General features: G+C 50.6%; 16 protein-coding genes. All 16 read left to right on the forward strand.

The genetic code is table 11. The features are described from left to right. Positions 1-27: 27 nt before the first annotated feature. The 16 genes from AC0MA3_RS04160 (at position 28) to pgeF (ending at position 18220) form a co-directional block, all read left to right on the forward strand. Entirely contained in the window at positions 28-1515 is a 1488-nt protein-coding gene (locus tag AC0MA3_RS04160) for a UDP-N-acetylmuramoyl-L-alanyl-D-glutamate--2,6-diaminopimelate ligase (RefSeq protein ID WP_379161606.1), read from the forward strand. Then, positions 1512-2927: a UDP-N-acetylmuramoyl-tripeptide--D-alanyl-D-alanine ligase gene (locus AC0MA3_RS04165; protein WP_379161229.1), complete on the forward strand. Its 1416-nt coding sequence runs from the start codon at positions 1512-1514 to the stop codon at positions 2925-2927. The genes AC0MA3_RS04160 and AC0MA3_RS04165 overlap by 4 nt, the downstream gene beginning before the upstream one ends. 14 nt (positions 2928-2941) lie before the next feature. Next, the gene (gene mraY, locus AC0MA3_RS04170) at positions 2942-3907 is read left to right on the forward strand and encodes a phospho-N-acetylmuramoyl-pentapeptide-transferase (RefSeq protein ID WP_379161231.1); all 966 of its coding nucleotides are present in this window, start codon (positions 2942-2944) and stop codon (positions 3905-3907) included. A gap of 3 nt (positions 3908-3910) precedes the next feature. Next, a complete protein-coding gene (gene murD, locus AC0MA3_RS04175) occupies positions 3911-5329 on the forward strand; it encodes a UDP-N-acetylmuramoyl-L-alanine--D-glutamate ligase (RefSeq protein ID WP_474655265.1) in 1419 nt (472 codons plus the stop codon). A gap of 49 nt (positions 5330-5378) precedes the next feature. Next, positions 5379-6476 (forward strand): stage V sporulation protein E, encoded by a 1098-nt coding sequence (gene spoVE / locus AC0MA3_RS04180; protein WP_474655266.1) that lies wholly within the window; start codon positions 5379-5381, stop codon positions 6474-6476. Positions 6477-6481: 5 nt separating this feature from the next. Next, positions 6482-7597 carry an undecaprenyldiphospho-muramoylpentapeptide beta-N-acetylglucosaminyltransferase gene (murG, locus tag AC0MA3_RS04185; RefSeq protein ID WP_379161238.1) on the forward strand — a complete coding sequence of 372 codons (1116 nt, stop codon included), beginning with the start codon at positions 6482-6484 and terminating at the stop codon, positions 7595-7597. A 220-nt stretch (positions 7598-7817) separates the two neighbouring features. Then, positions 7818-9101, forward strand: coding sequence for a UDP-N-acetylglucosamine 1-carboxyvinyltransferase (murA, locus tag AC0MA3_RS04190; RefSeq protein ID WP_379161242.1), 1284 nt, complete (start codon positions 7818-7820; stop codon positions 9099-9101). Positions 9102-9166: 65 nt separating this feature from the next. Beyond that, on the forward strand, positions 9167-9931 hold the full coding sequence (locus AC0MA3_RS04195) for a cell division protein FtsQ/DivIB (protein WP_379161245.1): 765 nt from the start codon (positions 9167-9169) through the stop codon (positions 9929-9931). A 344-nt stretch (positions 9932-10275) separates the two neighbouring features. Further along, a complete protein-coding gene (gene ftsA, locus AC0MA3_RS04200) occupies positions 10276-11541 on the forward strand; it encodes a cell division protein FtsA (protein ID WP_379161247.1) in 1266 nt (421 codons plus the stop codon). Positions 11542-11604: 63 nt separating this feature from the next. After that, positions 11605-12714 (forward strand): cell division protein FtsZ, encoded by a 1110-nt coding sequence (gene ftsZ, locus AC0MA3_RS04205; protein ID WP_379161249.1) that lies wholly within the window; start codon positions 11605-11607, stop codon positions 12712-12714. Positions 12715-12829: 115 nt separating this feature from the next. Continuing rightward, a complete protein-coding gene (locus tag AC0MA3_RS04210; protein WP_474655267.1) occupies positions 12830-13786 on the forward strand; it encodes an Rpn family recombination-promoting nuclease/putative transposase in 957 nt (318 codons plus the stop codon). A 242-nt stretch (positions 13787-14028) separates the two neighbouring features. After that, entirely contained in the window at positions 14029-14985 is a 957-nt protein-coding gene (spoIIGA, locus tag AC0MA3_RS04215; RefSeq protein ID WP_474655268.1) for a sigma-E processing peptidase SpoIIGA, read from the forward strand. Positions 14986-15099: 114 nt separating this feature from the next. After that, positions 15100-15819 carry an RNA polymerase sporulation sigma factor SigE gene (sigE, locus tag AC0MA3_RS04220; RefSeq protein ID WP_379161254.1) on the forward strand — a complete coding sequence of 240 codons (720 nt, stop codon included), beginning with the start codon at positions 15100-15102 and terminating at the stop codon, positions 15817-15819. A 78-nt stretch (positions 15820-15897) separates the two neighbouring features. Beyond that, the gene (sigG, locus tag AC0MA3_RS04225; protein WP_019909334.1) at positions 15898-16680 is read left to right on the forward strand and encodes an RNA polymerase sporulation sigma factor SigG; all 783 of its coding nucleotides are present in this window, start codon (positions 15898-15900) and stop codon (positions 16678-16680) included. 204 nt (positions 16681-16884) lie between these two features. Beyond that, positions 16885-17196, forward strand: coding sequence for a YlmC/YmxH family sporulation protein (locus AC0MA3_RS04230; RefSeq protein WP_379161608.1), 312 nt, complete (start codon positions 16885-16887; stop codon positions 17194-17196). A 166-nt stretch (positions 17197-17362) separates the two neighbouring features. After that, positions 17363-18220 carry a peptidoglycan editing factor PgeF gene (gene pgeF / locus AC0MA3_RS04235; RefSeq protein ID WP_474655440.1) on the forward strand — a complete coding sequence of 286 codons (858 nt, stop codon included), beginning with the start codon at positions 17363-17365 and terminating at the stop codon, positions 18218-18220. The last annotated feature ends 2 nt before the right edge of the window (positions 18221-18222 follow it).

Raw genomic sequence — 18222 nt, forward strand, 5'->3', positions numbered from 1 at the left:
CCGAAAAATGCAGAGTGAGGGATGGCTATGAAAGTATATGAATTATCATCTTGTCTCGCGGCTTCGCGGGTATATGGAGATGGAGAGACAGAAATTACGGGACTCCAAGCAGATTCCCGCCGCGTTAAGCCTGGCGACTTGTTCATCTGCCTGCCTGGTTTTACGGTGGATGGGCATGAGTTCGCCCCCCAGGCTGCTGCGAACGGGGCTTCTGCCCTTGTCTGTGAGCGGAAGCTTGAGATTGATCTGCCTCAGATTGTTGTGGATGACTGCCGGTTTGCCATGGCTGTGTTGACAAATGCCTTTTTCGGCTCGCCTAGCAGCCGGATGAGAATGATCGGTGTGACCGGCACGAACGGAAAAACAACGACAACCTACCTGATAGAGCGTATTATGCAGGACCAGAACATCAAGACAGGACTGATCGGAACCATTCAGCTGCGCTATGACGGACAGACCTATCCGGCATCCGGCACAACACAGGAATCCCTTGAGCTGCAGCGTACGCTAAATGATATGGTTCAGAAAGGCGTACAGTGCTGTGTGATGGAAGTCTCCTCGCATGCATTGGAGCAGGGACGTGTAAAGGGAACAGATTTCCGGACGGCCATATTTACCAATTTGACTCAGGATCATCTGGATTATCATCATACGATGGAAGAGTACAGAGCGGCTAAAGGGCTATTCTTTTCCCGGATGGGGAATGTGATTTCGCCATGGAAGGAAGAACGTAAATATGCTGTGCTGAATGCGGACGACGAGGCAAGTGCTTACTTTGCTGCACAGACTGCCGCAGAGGTGATTACATATGGCATTGACACTGCAGCGAATGTCCGGGCCTCGCAAATTTCCATCACTTCTAAAGGAACATTCTTCCATGTAGATACGTTTAAGGGAGAGACTGACATCTCGCTGCGTATGGTAGGTAAATTCAATGTATATAATGCTCTGGCTGCAATTACAGCTGCGCTTCTGGAGAATGTTCCGCTTGCGGACATCAAGGCCAGTCTCGAATCTGTGGCCGGTGTGGCTGGACGCGTGGAGTCCGTAGATGAAGGCCAGGATTTTGCGGTAATCGTAGACTATGCCCATACCCCGGATGGATTGGAAAATGTGCTGCGGGCCGTATGTGAATTTGCTACAGGTAAGGTCCTTACCGTCTTCGGGTGCGGAGGAGACAGAGACACGACCAAGCGCCCGCTGATGGGCAAAATTGCTGCAAAATACAGTGATCATGTTTTTGTAACCTCGGATAATCCCCGCACGGAGGATCCTCTGCTTATTCTTCGGGATATTGAAGCAGGATTGATGGAGGACGGAGTCGCGCAGGACCATTATGAAATGATTGTGGACCGCAGGGAAGCGATCAGAAAAGCTATTGAAATGGCAAGCCCCAGCGATGTAGTATTGATTGCGGGGAAAGGTCACGAGACCTACCAACTGATCGGCGGAGTGGTTCATGATTTCGATGACCGCGTCGTCGCCAAAGAAGTTATAAGGGGCCGAAGCTATTGATTACAAGAACGCTGCAAAACATCGCTGACATGTGCGGGGGAGAACTGTCCTCTGCTAACGATATGGATAAGAGAATTGCGGGAGTCGTTACCGACTCCCGCAAAATTACGCCTGCCTGCCTGTTCGTTCCGCTGGTTGGGGAACATTTTGACGGGCATGACTATAGTGCTGCCTCTTTGGCTGCGGGTGCCGCCGCAACCTTGTGGCAGAAGGATCGGGGAGCCGCTCCTGCGGGGGACGGAGTGATCCTGGTGGAGGATACTCTCTCTGCACTGCAAAAGCTGTCTTCTGCTTATTTAGGCCAAGTCGCTCCGCAGGTGGTTGCCGTCACCGGCAGCAACGGGAAGACAACCACGAAGGATATGATTACAGCTCTGCTGGAAAGAGAATACAAAGTCCACAAGACTGCTGGGAACTTCAACAACCATATTGGTCTGCCGCTGACGATTCTCTCCATGAGTGAGGATATCCAGATTGCTGTGCTGGAGATGGGGATGAGCTCGAGGGGAGAGATTGCACTTCTTGCTTCACTCGCACCGCCTGATGTGGCGGTCATTACCAATGTAGGGGAGTCCCATTTGCTGCAACTGGGGTCCCGCAAGGAAATTGCCCGTGCCAAGCTGGAAATTGCCGAAGGGCTGAAACCTGGAGGTCTCCTGGTTTATAACGGCGATGAACCGCTGCTCTCCGAAGTTATGGCGGAGCCAGGATTTCCTGCACCAGAGGGGATGCGAAGCTTCCGCTTTGGCTTAAACACTGACAACGACGATTATCCTTCGGGAATGATGACACATATCGGTGGAATGACTTTTACTTCCCGTCTACATGCGCAGCGTGCCTTCACGCTGCCGCTGCCGGGCCGTCATAATGTCGTGAATGCTTTGGCTGCGCTGGCGGTTGCCAGCCACTTCAGGGTGTCCGAGGACAATCTTGCAGAAGGCCTCAGCAAGCTTAAACTGACAGGGATGCGGATTGAAATGATGCAGACAGCTTCAGGCATTACCATGTTGAACGATGCCTATAATGCCAGTCCTACCTCGATGAGAGCAGCCATTGATGTGCTGCAAAGCATGAAATGCAGCGGCAAAAAAATCGCTGTACTGGGGGACATGCTGGAACTTGGGCCGGATGAGGCATTGTTCCATCAGGAGATCGGCGCTTACCTGGATCCATCTCTGACAGATCTGGTCTTTACCTATGGTCCTCTTTCTGCGCATATCGCCCGCAAGGCTGAGGCGCGCTTTGGGCCTGAACGGGTATTTGCTTTTACGGATAAAAAGGAGCTTACCGCTGCCTTGATCAGTCTAATTGACCCTAAGGATGTTCTGCTCTTCAAAGCTTCCAGGGGAATGCGGCTGGAGGAAGTGTTGCACAGCTTGAATGAATATTCTCAGACAGATATTAACGAATAGGAGGGGATGTACCCATGGATTATCAATTACTTCTGCTGACAATTGCTGTATCCTTTATCCTTGCGGTCATTGCCGCTCCGCTCATCATTCCGCTGCTGCGGAGGTTGAAATTCGGACAGCAGGTTCGGGATGACGGACCCCAGACTCACTTGAAAAAAGCCGGAACGCCTACGATGGGCGGAATTATCATCATGGTGGCGTTCACGCTGTCTTTTTTGAAATTTTCGGTGGTAGATTCAGACTTTTATGTCCTCTTGGTAGCTACGCTTGGCTATGGGCTGATCGGCTTCCTGGACGACTATATCAAAATTGCGTTCAAGCGTTCCCTGGGACTGACTCCTCGCCAGAAGCTGCTGGGCCAGCTGTTGGTCGGTGCCGTAATGTGCGGGCTGCTGATTAACGCGGGGCACAATACCGGAATCAGTATCCCGGGAACTTCGGTCAGCTTTGACTGGGGGAACTGGTTTTACTATCCGTTCATTATCATTATGATGATGGCTGTAACGAATGCGGTGAATTTTACCGATGGAGTAGATGGGCTGCTGTCAGGTGTCAGTGCGATTGCCCTTGCTGCTTTTGCCGTGGTGGCTATGCAGGCTACCTCGATTGCGGCAGGTGTCTGTGCGGCGGCGATGATCGGAGCGGTACTTGGTTTTCTGGTCTTCAATGCGCATCCGGCGAAGGTATTTATGGGTGATTTCGGATCCTTCGGCATTGGTGGAGCCATTGGTGCGATTGCCATTGTTACCAAAAGCGAGCTTCTTTTTATTGTAATCGGCGGCGTGTTTGTTATTGAAATGCTGTCTGTCGTGCTGCAGGTGGCCTCATTCAAAACCCGCGGCAAACGCATCTTCCGCATGAGCCCGATCCATCATCATTTTGAGCTTGGCGGCTGGTCGGAATGGCGGGTAGTCGTCTCCTTCTGGGCGGTGAGCCTGGTGCTGGCGGCAGTAGGACTAATCTTGAGCAAGGGGTTGTAAAGAATGAAGCATCCGGATGAGTACCGTGGTGAAAAAGTGGTCGTCCTGGGCCTTGCCAAAAGCGGTGTCCAGGTGGCCAAGGTGCTGCATGAGCATGGCGCCATTGTAACGGTCAATGACAAAAAGGAAAGAGATCAAAGTCCCGAAGCTTCCGAACTGGAATCTTTGGGAATTTCTGTTATATGCGGAGGGCATCCCGAAGGATTAATTCATTCAGGGGTAAGCCTGGTAGTGAAGAATCCGGGAATTCCCTATTCCGTGCCCCCGGTTCAAAAAGCAATGGAGCTGGGAATCGAGATCGTGACCGAAGTAGAGGTAGCCTATCACCTTTGTGCAGCGCCTATGATTGGGATTACCGGTTCCAATGGTAAGACGACTACGACCACCTGGGTAGGGCGTATGCTGGATGCTGCGGGAATGAAGCCTATTGTGGCCGGGAATATCGGTACGCCGCTCTGCCAGGCCGCACAAGAGGCTCATGATGATAACTGGATGGTAGTGGAGCTTAGCAGCTTTCAGCTAAAAGGGACCCGGGAGTTCCGTCCCAAGATAGGCTGTCTGCTGAATGTGGCTGAGACCCATCTGGACTATCATGGCGGTATGGAGGACTATATAGCCTCCAAAGCTAAGCTGTTTGAGAGACAAGGGCCAAGTGATACTGCGGTGCTGAACTGGGATGATCCTGTGTGCAGGGAACTGGTGCCTTATATCCAGGCAGGGATTTTGCCTTTTTCAATGACCGAAGAGCTGGTTCAGGGTGTCTTTGTCCGTCCATCTTATGTCCATGGTACTGATGATGACCTTAAGCGGGTGATTATCTATCGGGATCATTCGGAGAGTGAGACAGAGATTGCCGCTGTTGATACCATCGGCCTGCCGGGCCGCTTCAATGTGGAGAATGCACTGGCAGCCTGCGGGATTGCCATCGCTGCTGGTGCAGACCCTGGCGGGCTAGCTGAAGTACTGGCAAATTTCAGAGGTGTAGAGCACCGGCTGGAATATGTAGCGGATAAAGCGGGGGCTGCCTATTACAACAACTCCAAAGCCACCAACTCCAAAGCTACCTCCATGGCGCTGGCCTCCTTCCGGAAGCCCGTGGTTCTGATTGCCGGCGGCTTGGACCGGGGGTCCGACTATATGGAGCTAATGCCTGTCCTCGGCGGCGTCAAAGCGCTTGTGGCACTGGGACAGACTAAGGACAAGCTGGCGGCCGTTGCAGGTATGGCAGGAGTAAAGCGCATCATCTCCGTCGATAATGGGGAGAGCGCCGCCGCCGTGCTGCAACAAGCCGTGCGGGAGGCTTCCGCTCTGGCGGAAGCGGGAGATATTGTTCTCCTGTCTCCCGCCTGCGCCAGTTGGGATATGTTTACATCCTATGAGGAGCGCGGGCGTATTTTTAAAGAGGCGGTGCATAACCTTTAAGTAGGGGGGTGGATAAGCCCCTACTACGGATGCAAGAGGTGTGCTCCTGATGAACAAATCCCGTCATGCGCCCGATATCTGGATACTGATGGCGATTCTGTCCCTGCTGGCAATCGGTATGGTGATGGTTTACAGCGCAGGTTCAGTATTGGGCTTCCGCAATTATGGCGATTCGTTTTATTTTGTCAAAAGGCAGCTGTTGTTTGCGGGGCTTGGGCTTGGCGCAATGTTCGTTACCGCGAACACCGATTATCTGGTCCTGAAGAGATTGGCCAGGCCAGCGCTGATCATCTGCTTTATTCTGCTGGTCATGGTGCTGATTCCCGGCATCGGTGTTGTGCGCGGCGGGGCCCGTAGCTGGCTTGGCATCAGCTCTTTCGGGATTCAGCCTTCCGAATTTATGAAAATGGGGATGATCCTCTTTCTGGCCAACTGGCTGGGAAAGGATGAGTATGACATCTCTGTGTTCACAAAAGGACTGCTGCCCCCGCTCGCACTGATCGGTTCTGCATTTGCCCTGATTATGCTCCAGCCGGATCTGGGGACAGGCACCGTCATGTTCGGCGCTGCCCTTATGATGATTTTTACTGCCGGGGCCCGAATGAAACATCTGCTCTCTCTTGGTGCCTTGGGAGTAGTGGGGTTTGCTGGCCTCGTAGCTGCTGCTCCTTACCGCCTGCAGCGGATAACAGCATTCCTGGATCCTTGGTCCGATCCGCTGGGGAAGGGTTATCAGATTATCCAATCGCTCTATGCGATTGGTCCAGGCGGACTTGGCGGTCTGGGACTGGGCATGAGCCGGCAAAAGTACAGTTATGTGCCGGAGCCGCAGACTGATTTTATTTTTTCCATTTTGGCTGAGGAGCTTGGGTTTATCGGTGGGCTAATTGTACTGATTCTGTTCCTGATCCTGATCTGGCGAGGGATGAAGGTGGCAATGAGCCTGCCGGACAGATTCGGTAGCTATCTGGCAGTAGGCATAGTCTGTATGGTAGCCGTCCAGGTCATCATCAATATCGGCGTTGTCATCGGCCTTATGCCGGTTACAGGTATCACCCTTCCGCTGATCAGTTATGGCGGCTCATCGCTGACCCTGATGCTCACAGCACTCGGCATTTTACTCAACCTATCCCGTTATGCGAGGTGAAAGATATGCGTATCGTATTAAGCGGCGGCGGCACAGGGGGACATATCTATCCTGCTGTCGCTGTTGCCAGACAACTTGAAGCGGAAGAAGAAGGTTCGGCTTTCCTGTATATTGGCGGGAAACGGGGGCTTGAGAGCAAGCTGGTTCCCCAAGAGAATCTTCCGTTCAAATCGATTGATATCACTGGTTTCCGGCGCAAGCTTTCTATGGACAATGTGAAGACTATAATGCGTTTTCTAAAAGGGGTCAAAGCCTCCAAGGCAATGCTCAGAGAATTTAAGCCGGATGTCGTGATCGGTACAGGCGGTTATGTATGCGGTCCGGTTGTCTATGCTGCCTCTAAGCTTGGGATTCCAACCCTTATTCATGAACAGAATGCGATTCCCGGGCTGACCAACCGTTTTCTCAGCCGTTACGCGGATACGGTTGCCGTTAGCTTTGAAGGCACAGAGTCGGCGTTTCCGGGAGGGAAAAATGTAATCTTTACCGGGAATCCCCGGGCGACAACTGTAACGACGGCGAACCCGCAGCGCGGCTTTGCTTCACTCGGTATACCCGAAGGCAGCACGGTTGTTCTAATGGTGGGGGGCAGCGGCGGGGCACGAGCCATCAATCAGGCTATGATTGAGATGGCCCCTTTTGTGGGTAAGGGTAATGGTGTTCATTATGTTTATGTAACGGGTGAGTCCTATTTCGAGGAAACCCGCAAAGCTCTTCGTGAAAAGCTGGGGGGCGTGCCGAATTGGCTGCATCTGCTCCCTTACATCCATAATATGCCCGAGGTGCTAGCTTGTACTTCCCTTATCGTGAACCGGGCAGGCGCTTCATTTCTGGCTGAAATTACAGCACTTGGTATTCCCTCCGTTCTGATCCCGTCCCCTAACGTGACGAATAATCATCAGGAAGCGAATGCAAGACAATTGGAACGCGAAGGTGCAGCAGTCGTGCTGCTTGAGAAGGATTTGAACGGCCAGGCTCTGATGGAGGCTGTGCAGAAAATCATCAGTGTGGAGTCCGTGCGCAGGCAAATGTCAGAAGCCTCAAGGCGTTTGGGTAAAAGGGATTCTGCTGCAGTGGTCGTAAGCGAGTTGCGCAGGCTAGCCGCAATGCGGAAGCCTTAGGGAAGAGCTTAATGTAACATGGCTGGAAGCTGCTTCCTGTAATTGGTCTGTATTGTCACACACCCGAGTGCACGAACATAGGATAATCCTATAATCGTGACAATCACCCAGAGCACTTCCGGTCCATGAAATGCGGACGCGGGCAGCTTTTCCTGACCGTTATTGATTTGTGTACAGGAAGTGCTTGTGGTGGGTGAGCGGTAATCTCGGAGGTGATACATTGGACAAATTGGTGATTGAGGGTGGGAACCCCCTGTCAGGCACCATACGTATCCATGGAGCAAAAAATGCGGCACTGCCGATTCTGGCGGCTAGCCTGCTGGCCGAAGGAGTTCACTCACTGCATAATGTGCCGAAGCTGCTGGACATTGAGACCATGCTGCACATTCTGGAACGGCTGGGGTGCAGTTGCACACACGAGGACGAGACCGTAACGATGGATACTTCGTCTGTGGATACTTCCCATGTTCCAGAAGATCTGATGCGGCAGATGAGATCCTCAATTTTTCTGATGGGGCCGTTGTTATGCAGATTTGGCGAGGTGACGATTTACCAGCCGGGAGGGTGTGCGATCGGCGAACGCAAGATTGATCTTCACCTCCAGGGGCTCAAACAGCTTGGTGCGGAGATTGAGGAAGTCAACGGGCGGATTTCCTGTAGGGCTGTTAAGCTGAGGGGCAGCGATATTCATCTGGATTATCCGAGTGTAGGGGCTACAGAGAATATTATGATGGCAGCTGCCATGGCAGAGGGCACAACAACGATATCAGGCGCGGCCAGAGAACCTGAAATTCAGGATTTACAGAATTATCTGAACCAAATGGGGGCTCAGATCATCGGTGCAGGTACGGATACGATTACGATTCAAGGGGTGAAAAAACTGCAGCCCTGCAGCTACGAGGTGATCCCGGATAGGATTGTTGCCGGAACAGTGATGATCGCTGCAGCTGCGACACGCGGCAATGTGACGTTGACCCATACCAACGCCGGGCATCTAACCTCGCTTATTCACGTGCTCAGACGGGCTGGTGTTCAAATTACAGTGTGCAATGATATAATTAATATCAGCTGTATGGGACGCCCACGCGCAGTTGAGAGAATCGTAACGTCTCCCTACCCCTCCTTTCCCACAGACCTGCAGTCTCAAGTCATGGTGCTGCTGTCGCTGGCCGACGGATTCAGTGTGATCAAAGAAACTGTGTTTGAGGGCCGCTTCAAGCATGTAGAGGAAATGGGCCGAATGGGTGCCGATATCTCTATTGATCTTAACCGTGCATTTATACGCGGGGTACAGAGATTATACGGAGCTACGGTGGAGGCTACCGACCTGAGGGCAGGAGCTGCCCTGGTGATCGCCGGACTCGCAGCTCAAGGAACCACTGTGGTTGAGCAGGCGCACCATATTGACCGCGGATATGATGGCATTGAGAAGCTCTTTCAGAAGCTTGGAGCACACATCAGCCGCAAAGTACCTGTGCCGGGTCCGCTAGATTTGGCCAATTAAAGCTCCCTGTCTCCTTCAGCCTCAGGTGTTGGAAGGAGACAGGGCCTTATTACGGAGATATGAGAATGCCTAAAACCCGTTTACCTCTGCTTAAAGAGGACAAGCCAAGCAAAAAAATGAGCCGGAAAGTCACATTGATCCTGCTGCTGCTGTTCATCGCGCTGCTGGCCGTGATTTTTTTTCGTTCGTCGCTCAGCCGTATTACAGAAATTCATTTTGAGGGCAACAAATATACGACCCGGGAAGAGCTGGTGTCTCACAGCGGAATTTCGGTTGGAGGACAGTTCTTTGCCGTCTCCAAGTCATCTGTAGCAGATTCGCTGAAGGAGCTTAAGACCATCCAGGAAGCAGTGGTAGACAAAAAATTCCCGGGTATAGTCACCATAAGCATTAAGGAGTACCCTGCAGTTGCTTATGAATTGGACCAGGCTGGCATCCTTCAAGCCATTCTGTCCAGCGGAGCGGCCGTAGCTGTAAGTGAATCCGGAATTGCGGTGGAGAAGCCGATACTTACGGGCTGGGACGCTAAGGACCCTTATAAGGCCAAGCTGTGTCAGGTGCTCAACAGCATTCCCAATGAACTGACAGGTGATATTTCCGAGATCGTCCCTTCACCGACGCTGTCTTTTCCGGACCGGATTAAGCTTTACACACGGTCGCATTTTGAAGTTATAACTGCGATTTCCCTGCTTAAGGATAAGGTGGAATATTTGAACCAGGTCATAGAGACTGAGGAACCAGGACTGATTAAGATGCTGGAAGCCGATTCGTATGTTCCTTTTCAAACCCCGGCAGATACAAATCAGGATAAAGAAGACACACAAGAGTAAATAGTCCCTACTAATAGAGCGGGAAAAATGCTACAATCGGATTTACGGGCAATAAGCTGGATCCCTCTTTTTTCTCCGGATTTTTTGGACAGAGCCTTAAATATGGATGACATTTCTTGATTACACTAATTTTAACTTTATAGTCTTCTAGTATTACGAATTTCATGAAGCATCTATGTTTATGCGGAATGCCTGTTATATTATTCCATTCAAAAAAAATGTAGAAAAAAGAGGGAAAGGGTTAGGTATGTTGAATATGTACAGAGAAGTTTCCCAGGACCGGGAGCAAAATGTTTTACAGACTTCACCATCTATTTTGATCATAACAGGAGGTGCCATAGAGCTTGAGCAACAATGACATCATTGTTAGTTTGGACATCGGTACATCCAAAGTTCGGGCAATCATTGGGGAAGTTACCAATGGAACCTTTAATATTATTGGCGTTGGATCTGCTGATTCAGAAGGAATACGCAAAGGTGCGATAGTCGATATTGACCAGACTGTCCAGTCGATCAAGAGTGCGGTAGACCATGCAGAACAAATGGTAGGCATACAGATTTCCGAGGTCTACGTCGGCATATCCGGCAATCATATCGGGCTGCAATCCAGTCACGGTGTTGTAGCCGTTCAGAATGAGGACCGTGAGATTGGTGAAGATGACATTGACCGGGTAATCAAAGCTGCCGAAGTCATCGCACTGCCTCCTGAACGCGAAGTGATTGATGTTGTCGCCAAACAATATATCGTAGACGGTCTTGAAGGTATCCAGGACCCGCGCGGAATGATCGGTGTGCGTCTCGAGGTGGAGGCGACGATCATTACCGGAGCCAAAACGCCAATACATAATCTGCTTCGCTGTGTAGAGAAATCAGGGCTGAAAGTTAAAGATCTTGTGCTGATGTCTCTTGGAGCCGGTGGATTAGCGCTTTCCAAAGATGAGAAATCAATGGGCGCTGTACTGGTAGACATTGGCGCAGGTTCAACGACGATAGCCGTATATGAAGAAGGTTCCCTTTGTGCAACATCCACGATTCCGATCGGCGGAGAATTTGTAACCAATGATATTGCCTACGGACTTCGGACGCTTACCGACCAGGCAGAAAAGGTGAAGCTGAAATATGGCTGCGCCTGGGTGGACGATGCTGCCTCAGATGTAGTGTTCAAGGTTTTACGTATTGGAAGCAATGTTGAAAAAGAGTTCAACCAGGAAGATTTGGCTGCAATAATCGAGCCGAGGGTGCAAGAGATTTTTCATCTGATTCGCCAGGAAGTGAAACGGCTTGGTTACACGGAGCTCCCCGGAGGTTATATACTAACGGGTGGAACTGTATCCATGCCAGGTGTACTGAAGGCAGCGCAAACAGAACTATCTGCCTCTGTACGCATTGCTGTGCCTGATTATATCGGTGTCCGGGATCCCGGCTTCACCGGTGGTGTAGGCATTCTGCACAATGTTGTCCGCAGTTACCGCGGTCGCAACAGCGGCGGAGGAAGCAGCAACAAGAAGACGGTCAACCGAAACAAGCAGAACGCCGTTCCAAGCCAAGATACCGCGAAGAAGCCCGGTTTGGTGGAACGTCTTAAGAATATGTTCAGCGAGTTCATATAAGTGTAAGTCCAGATATACTTGGACCGGCCATCCAAGCACTATTCTAGGGGGAGATGGAACAATATGTTGGAATTTGATTTTGAAATGGAGAGCTTGGCGCAAATAAAAGTCATCGGCGTCGGCGGCGGCGGAAGCAATGCTGTCAACCGGATGATTGAAAATGGCGTTCAGGGTGTAGAATTCATCACAGTTAATACAGATGCCCAAGCGCTGCATATGGCCAAATCGGAGCATAAACTGCAAATCGGGGACAAGCTTACCCGTGGACTGGGTGCTGGTGCCAATCCGGAGGTTGGCAAGAAAGCGGCCGAAGAATCCCGCGATCTGATTTCCAATACACTAAAAGGTGCGGATATGGTATTTGTAACTGCAGGCATGGGTGGGGGTACCGGTACTGGTGCAGCACCTGTGATTGCTGAAATTGCCAGAGAATGCGGAGCGCTGACGGTTGGCGTTGTGACGCGTCCGTTTACTTTTGAAGGCAGAAAACGTTCAAACCAGGCAGAGCTTGGAATTGAAGCGTTGAAGGAAAAGGTAGATACGCTTATCGTCATTCCGAATGACCGTTTGCTTGAAATTGTTGACAAGAAAACACCGATGCTGGAAGCGTTCCGCGAAGCGGATAACGTGCTCCGTCAAGCGGTTCAGGGTATCTCAGATCTGATTGCTGTACCGGGTCTGATCAACCTTGACTTTGCAGATGTGAAGACCATTATGACAGAACGCGGTTCGGCCCTGATGGGCATCGGAATTGCTACAGGCGAGAACCGTGCGTCTGAGGCCGCCCGTAAGGCGATCATGAGCCCATTGCTGGAAACGTCCATAGAAGGTGCCCGGGGCGTCATCATGAACATTACAGGTGGTTCTAACCTCTCTTTGTATGAAGTTAATGAAGCAGCTGAGATCGTTACCTCCGCTTCCGATCCTGAAGTGAATATGATCTTCGGAGCCATTATAGAGGAGAGTATGAAGGATGAAATTAAAGTTACGGTGATTGCCACCGGCTTTGAGCATAAGCCATCCCCTGTAGCGCCTAACCGCCGTCCGGCTGCGAGTAGTGAGCCTGCCGCTGACAAGAACGCCAACCTGCGTCCTTTTGGCAATCAGACAACCTCTGACCAGCTCGACATCCCGACGTTCCTGCGCAACCGTACACGCGGCAACAACGATTAGTCTGCAAGACACATACACATTTACGGAAGCACCGTATCCGCATAGCTGAATGCTATGTCCGGATACGGTGTTTTTTGCTTTTTGAGCTGATATAATATGAATAACGGGAGTGGAAATGATGGAGCTGCTGGACCCCCGCGTGGATTTTGTATTCAAAAGAATTTTTGCAAGCGAGAGTAACAAGGATGTGCTGCTGGCTTTTTTAAACCGTATTCTTATGGATGCTGGAGGCGGTCCCTTGAATGAAGTGGTGCTTCTGAACCCTTATACAGATAAAGATGATCCGCTGGATAAGCAGTCGATCTTTGATATCTGGGCAAAGACAGAGGACGGAAAGCTAATCAATATCGAAATGCAGTTGTTCAACAGATATGACATGGAGAAGCGGACCTTATATTACTGGAGCAAACGCTATTCTGGACAGCTGCAGACTGGCGGCAGGTACGCTGAGCTCAAAAAGTGTGTAACGATTAATATTTTGAATTATAAGGTATTGCCTAATGAACACACTCATAGTGTCTTTCATCTGCGGGAGGATTTCAGCGGATCACGACTGACAGATGACATAGAGATTCATTTTCTGGAATTGCCTAAGCTGAACCAGCAGGCTGTTCCGGGTGAGAGCGGCTTGATCAATTGGCTGCTTTTTTTGAAAGGGAGCGACAATTCGAATTGGGAGGTATTGCGGATGAATGAACCGGCTTTGATAAAGGCGATGGAAACGTTGGAATTTTTGAGTCAGGATTCTGAAGCCCGGCGTAAATATGAAGACCGCCAAAAGTTTCTGCATGACGAAGCCTCGCAAAGAGACGGTGCTCAGAGAGAAGGCTTTGCTAAAGGAATGCTAGAAGGCAAACAAGAAGGGATCAAGGAAGGTATAAAGGAAGGGATCAAGGAAGGCATAAAGGAAGGCATAAAGGAAGGCATAAAGGAAGGCATAAAGGAAGGCAAGAGAGAAGGCTTAAAGGAAGGAAAGCTCGAGGTCGCTAAGAAACTGCTGGCTATGGGACTTGACCGCTCATCTATTCGGGATGCTACGGGGCTGACAGAAGAAGAACTACAATCTATCTAATGCTAACCAATGATTTAAAACGGAGTCAGCCCTGCATAGGCTGGCTTTTTTGTGTTTAGGAGGTGAATTGGTAAAAACGAGACCCAGCCGCCGGGCAGGATGCTATAAACCGACAAAAAAACCTCAGGAATGCCCCCCAAGTTTAGACAGACTTTGGATGCGAGTCTTTCTATACTAATCATATCGTCCAAATTGAGAGCCGGAGCCTTGGTCTTTCGGATAGATATCCCGATTACAGGCAGGTGAATCCACTGGTTGTTTATATTGACTTGATTTTCACAGCCAATTTGCTGATCGACGGCATACTTTTATGGCTTACAGGCTGGCTGGTCAAGCAAAAAGTCTCTTGGTGGCGGCTCATTATTTCGGCGCTGGTTGGCGCCCTCTATGTGGTGATGATGTTTGTACCGGAGCTCTCGTTCCTGTACACCTTTTTCATCAAGTTTGGATTGTCGGTAGTCATGTTGTGGATCGCTTTTGGCTTCACAAGTCTGCAAAGCTACCTTCGTGCACTAGGGGCTTTCTATATCATTAATTTTGCAGCTGCTGGCGGTATTGTCGGCGTTCACTATTTGCTGCAGAGCTCGGGCGACATCTGGAACGGGATTCTTTTCACCTCCTCGGGGGGCCAAGCTTACCGGCTGAAAATCGGGTTGTGGTTCGTGCTTGCAATGCTGCCTCTGGTGTTGCTTCTCTACAAGATGATCCACACCTCCAGAATCCGGAGGGAACAGCTGGAGACGTATATGGGTGAAGTCTGTGTAGAGATCGAGGGAGTGAGTGTGTCATGCCGAGGGCTGCTGGACACCGGCAATCGTCTGAACGACCCATTGACCCGGGTTCCGGTGATGGTGATGGAAGCTTCACTATGGGATGGCCATTTGCCGGCCTCATGGAAAGGAAGACTGACCCAGATTAGTGCCGACAAGCTTCTTCTGGAAGCGGACGGGCAGTCTTTTGCCTGGCAAGACAGATTGCGGCTTGTGCCCTATAGGGGAATCAACCGCGGAGCATCGTTTATGCTTGCGCTGAAGCCGGATCTGGTGACGATAAAGCTTGGGGAGGAGACTTTTTTCAACAAAAGGGTCCTCATCGGGCTTGATGGCGGAATACTGTCGGGAGACGGTGCGTACCGGGCGGTCATACATCCTGACTTGACCCAAAGAGAGTCCCTTGCAGAGGCGGCGGTGCCTTCTTGAGTTAGAACAGAGTGTGTATGCAGTACCTCCGCCGTTTGAATAGATGTCGCGTAGGGGCAAGGGAACAAAGAACGATCTCAGGGCAACTGTGTACTTCTTGAAGGAGGAACAAGAATGGTCAAATGGAAGATTACGCTGCAGCTTCAATATTACCGCATGCTTTTTCTGCTGGGGCTGAAGAGCCAAGAAATCTATTATATCGGTGGAAGCGAGGCATTGCCCCCACCTCTTACTAGAGAGGAAGAGGAGTTTCTGCTGCAGCGGCTTTCAAGCGGTGACGCGGCTGTACGCGCCATGCTGATTGAACGCAATCTACGGCTGGTAGTCTACATTGCCCGCAAATTTGAGAACACCGGCATCAACATTGAAGATCTTGTATCCATTGGGGCGATTGGCTTGATCAAGGCCGTCAACACTTTTGATCCGGAGAAGAAAATCAAGCTGGCTACCTATGCCTCGCGCTGCATTGAAAATGAGATTCTGATGTATTTGCGGCGCAACAGCAAAACCCGGAGCGAGGTTTCTTTTGATGAACCGCTGAATATCGACTGGGACGGTAATGAACTGCTGCTCTCGGATGTGCTGGGTACAGAGAATGACACCATCTACCGCAATATTGAAGAACAGGTCGACCGCAAGCTGCTGCAGAAGGCGCTGGAGAAGCTCAGTGAGCGAGAAAGACTGATCATGGAGCTGCGTTTCGGGCTGCGCGGCGGGGAAGAAAAAACGCAAAAGGACGTTGCCGATCTGCTGGGAATCTCCCAATCCTACATTTCACGACTCGAAAAAAGAATTATCAAGCGGCTGCGTAAAGAGTTCAACAAGATGGTGTAAGCCGAAGATGCCAAGGAATAAAATGCCGGACCGGGGAGATAATGTACAGTAATGTTTCTCCTTGGGAGGTAAATCATCATGACCCGAAATAAAGTCGAGATTTGCGGTGTGGACACCGCCAAACTACCCGTTCTAACGAATGTGGAAATGCGGGAGTTGTTCACTTCGCTGCAGCAGCAGGGCGAGCGATCCGCCAGAGAGAAATTGGTAAACGGTAACCTTAGACTTGTGCTTAGTGTGATTCAAAGGTTCAATAACCGGGGGGAGTTCGTTGATGATCTGTTCCAGGTAGGTTGCATTGGGCTAATGAAAGCCATCGATAACTTTGACCTATCGCAAAATGTAAAGTTTTCCACCTATGCAGTACCGATGATCATTGGTGAAATCCGCCGGTATTTGCGCGACAACAACCCGATCCGGGTATCGCGCTCCTTGAGGGACATTGCTTACAAAGCTTTGCAGGTGCGTGACAGTCTGACCAATCAGAATTCAAGGGAACCGACGATTTTTGAAATTTCTGAGGCGCTTGGCGTTCCCAAAGAAGATGTGGTTTTTGCTCTTGATGCCATTCAGGACCCGGTCTCTTTGTTCGAACCTATATACCATGACGGTGGAGATCCCATTTATGTAATGGACCAGATCAGTGATGACAAGAATAAGGATGTGTCGTGGATCGAGGAAATTGCACTTCGTGAAGCTATGCAGCGGCTAGGGCAGCGGGAGAAACGGATTCTGTCGATGCGGTTTTTTGAAGGGAAAACCCAAATGGAGGTTGCGGACGAAATCGGCATCTCCCAGGCCCAGGTGTCCCGGCTTGAAAAGTCGGCCATTCAGCAGATGCAGAAGCATGTTAAGTCATAGACACACATAGCAGGCTTGTACCTAGGGTGTTCTGGATGCGGAAAATTCCGCTTCCGGAGCATCCCTTTTTATTGTGTGTACCTGGAGTCACGTCTTAAGGAATCCTAAGCATGTTGCCAAGCCTGCTGGGCATATATTGGACTATACATCTGAATGTACAGGGGTGACGAGGTGAACGAAGATTCGATAGGCAGCAGCAAAAAAATGAAAATCTCCGATTTTCAGGCGAAAGATGTGATTAATATTGTCGACGGGAAGCGGCTCGGGCAGATCAGTGATCTCGAGTTGGACCTCCGCCGCGGCGTGATTGATGCGATCATTATCCCAGGGTATACACGTTTTATGGGCCTCTTTGGGGGAGGCACGGATCTGATCATTCCCTGGCGGAATATCGTGAAGATCGGCGCTGATGTCGTGCTCGTCAAGATGGAGGAAATCCGGATGCCGCAAAATCAGGAAGAGCGGGAGACTATGTATCTGGAACGGGGGGACCGCAGCGACCGGCGCACTTATTGAATGGGTGCGTCTTATTTAGCGTAGTCTATCAAAAGGACGGCAATACTGTTTCTAGATGGTTATTTTGGGGATGTATGAAGTAGGAGAGGTACCACAGCAGGCTAACCGGCAGTTTGCCCCCACTCTGAGCGAGCATCTTGTGGTACACTTAGGCGGAGGTGAAGAGATGGAACCGTTTATTCAAAAGGGCGGCAGGCCTATGCTGCTTCATCTGGAACCCTGGTGTGCGGAGTATGCTGAATTAACAGCAGGCTTCACTGGCAGACAGGGTGGCATAGGCAAGGCGCCTTATGACAGCTTCAATTGTGCCTTTCATGTTGGGGACGAGCCGGAAGATGTGCTCAAGAACCGCATGCTGCTTGCCGGGAGCGTCGGGTTTACACTAGAGGATTGGACCTGTGGAGAGCAGACTCATGGAAAAGATATAGCAGTGATCAGAGAGGAAGACCGCGGCCGGGGAAGCTTGGACAGAACATCGGCTTTTCAAGCAACGGATGGTTTGCTTACCAATGTACCAGGTGTGCTGTTAACCTCTTTTTATGCCGATTGTGTTCCCCTTTATTTCTATGATCCCCGCCTGCGCGTGGCAGGACTTGCACATGCTGGCTGGAAAGGGACCGTGGCGGAGATCGCTGCCGCAATGGTGGCCCGTATGGAGGAAGTATACGGCAGCCAACCCGAGGATATTCTTGCCGGAATTGGTCCCTCGATTGGCGACTGCTGCTATGAAGTGGATGATTATGTAATGGATCATATCCACCGGCTTGAGGGGGGACTGAAGCCAGTGAACCCTTCCTACACTCCGCAGGATCTCTACAAAACTTCGGAAGTGGATAGCCGCAAAAGTATGCTGAACTTGAAAGAAATGAATCGACGCATTATGATGAAAGCAGGAATATTGCCGACTCATATCGAATGTACATCATGGTGTACAAGCTGTAATCAGGATCTTTTCTTTTCCTATCGGAAGGAAAATGGGGTTACAGGAAGAATGACGAGCTGGATCGGAATAAAGGAGAGCTGAAC

Source organism: Paenibacillus sp. LS-5, from assembly GCF_056121505.1.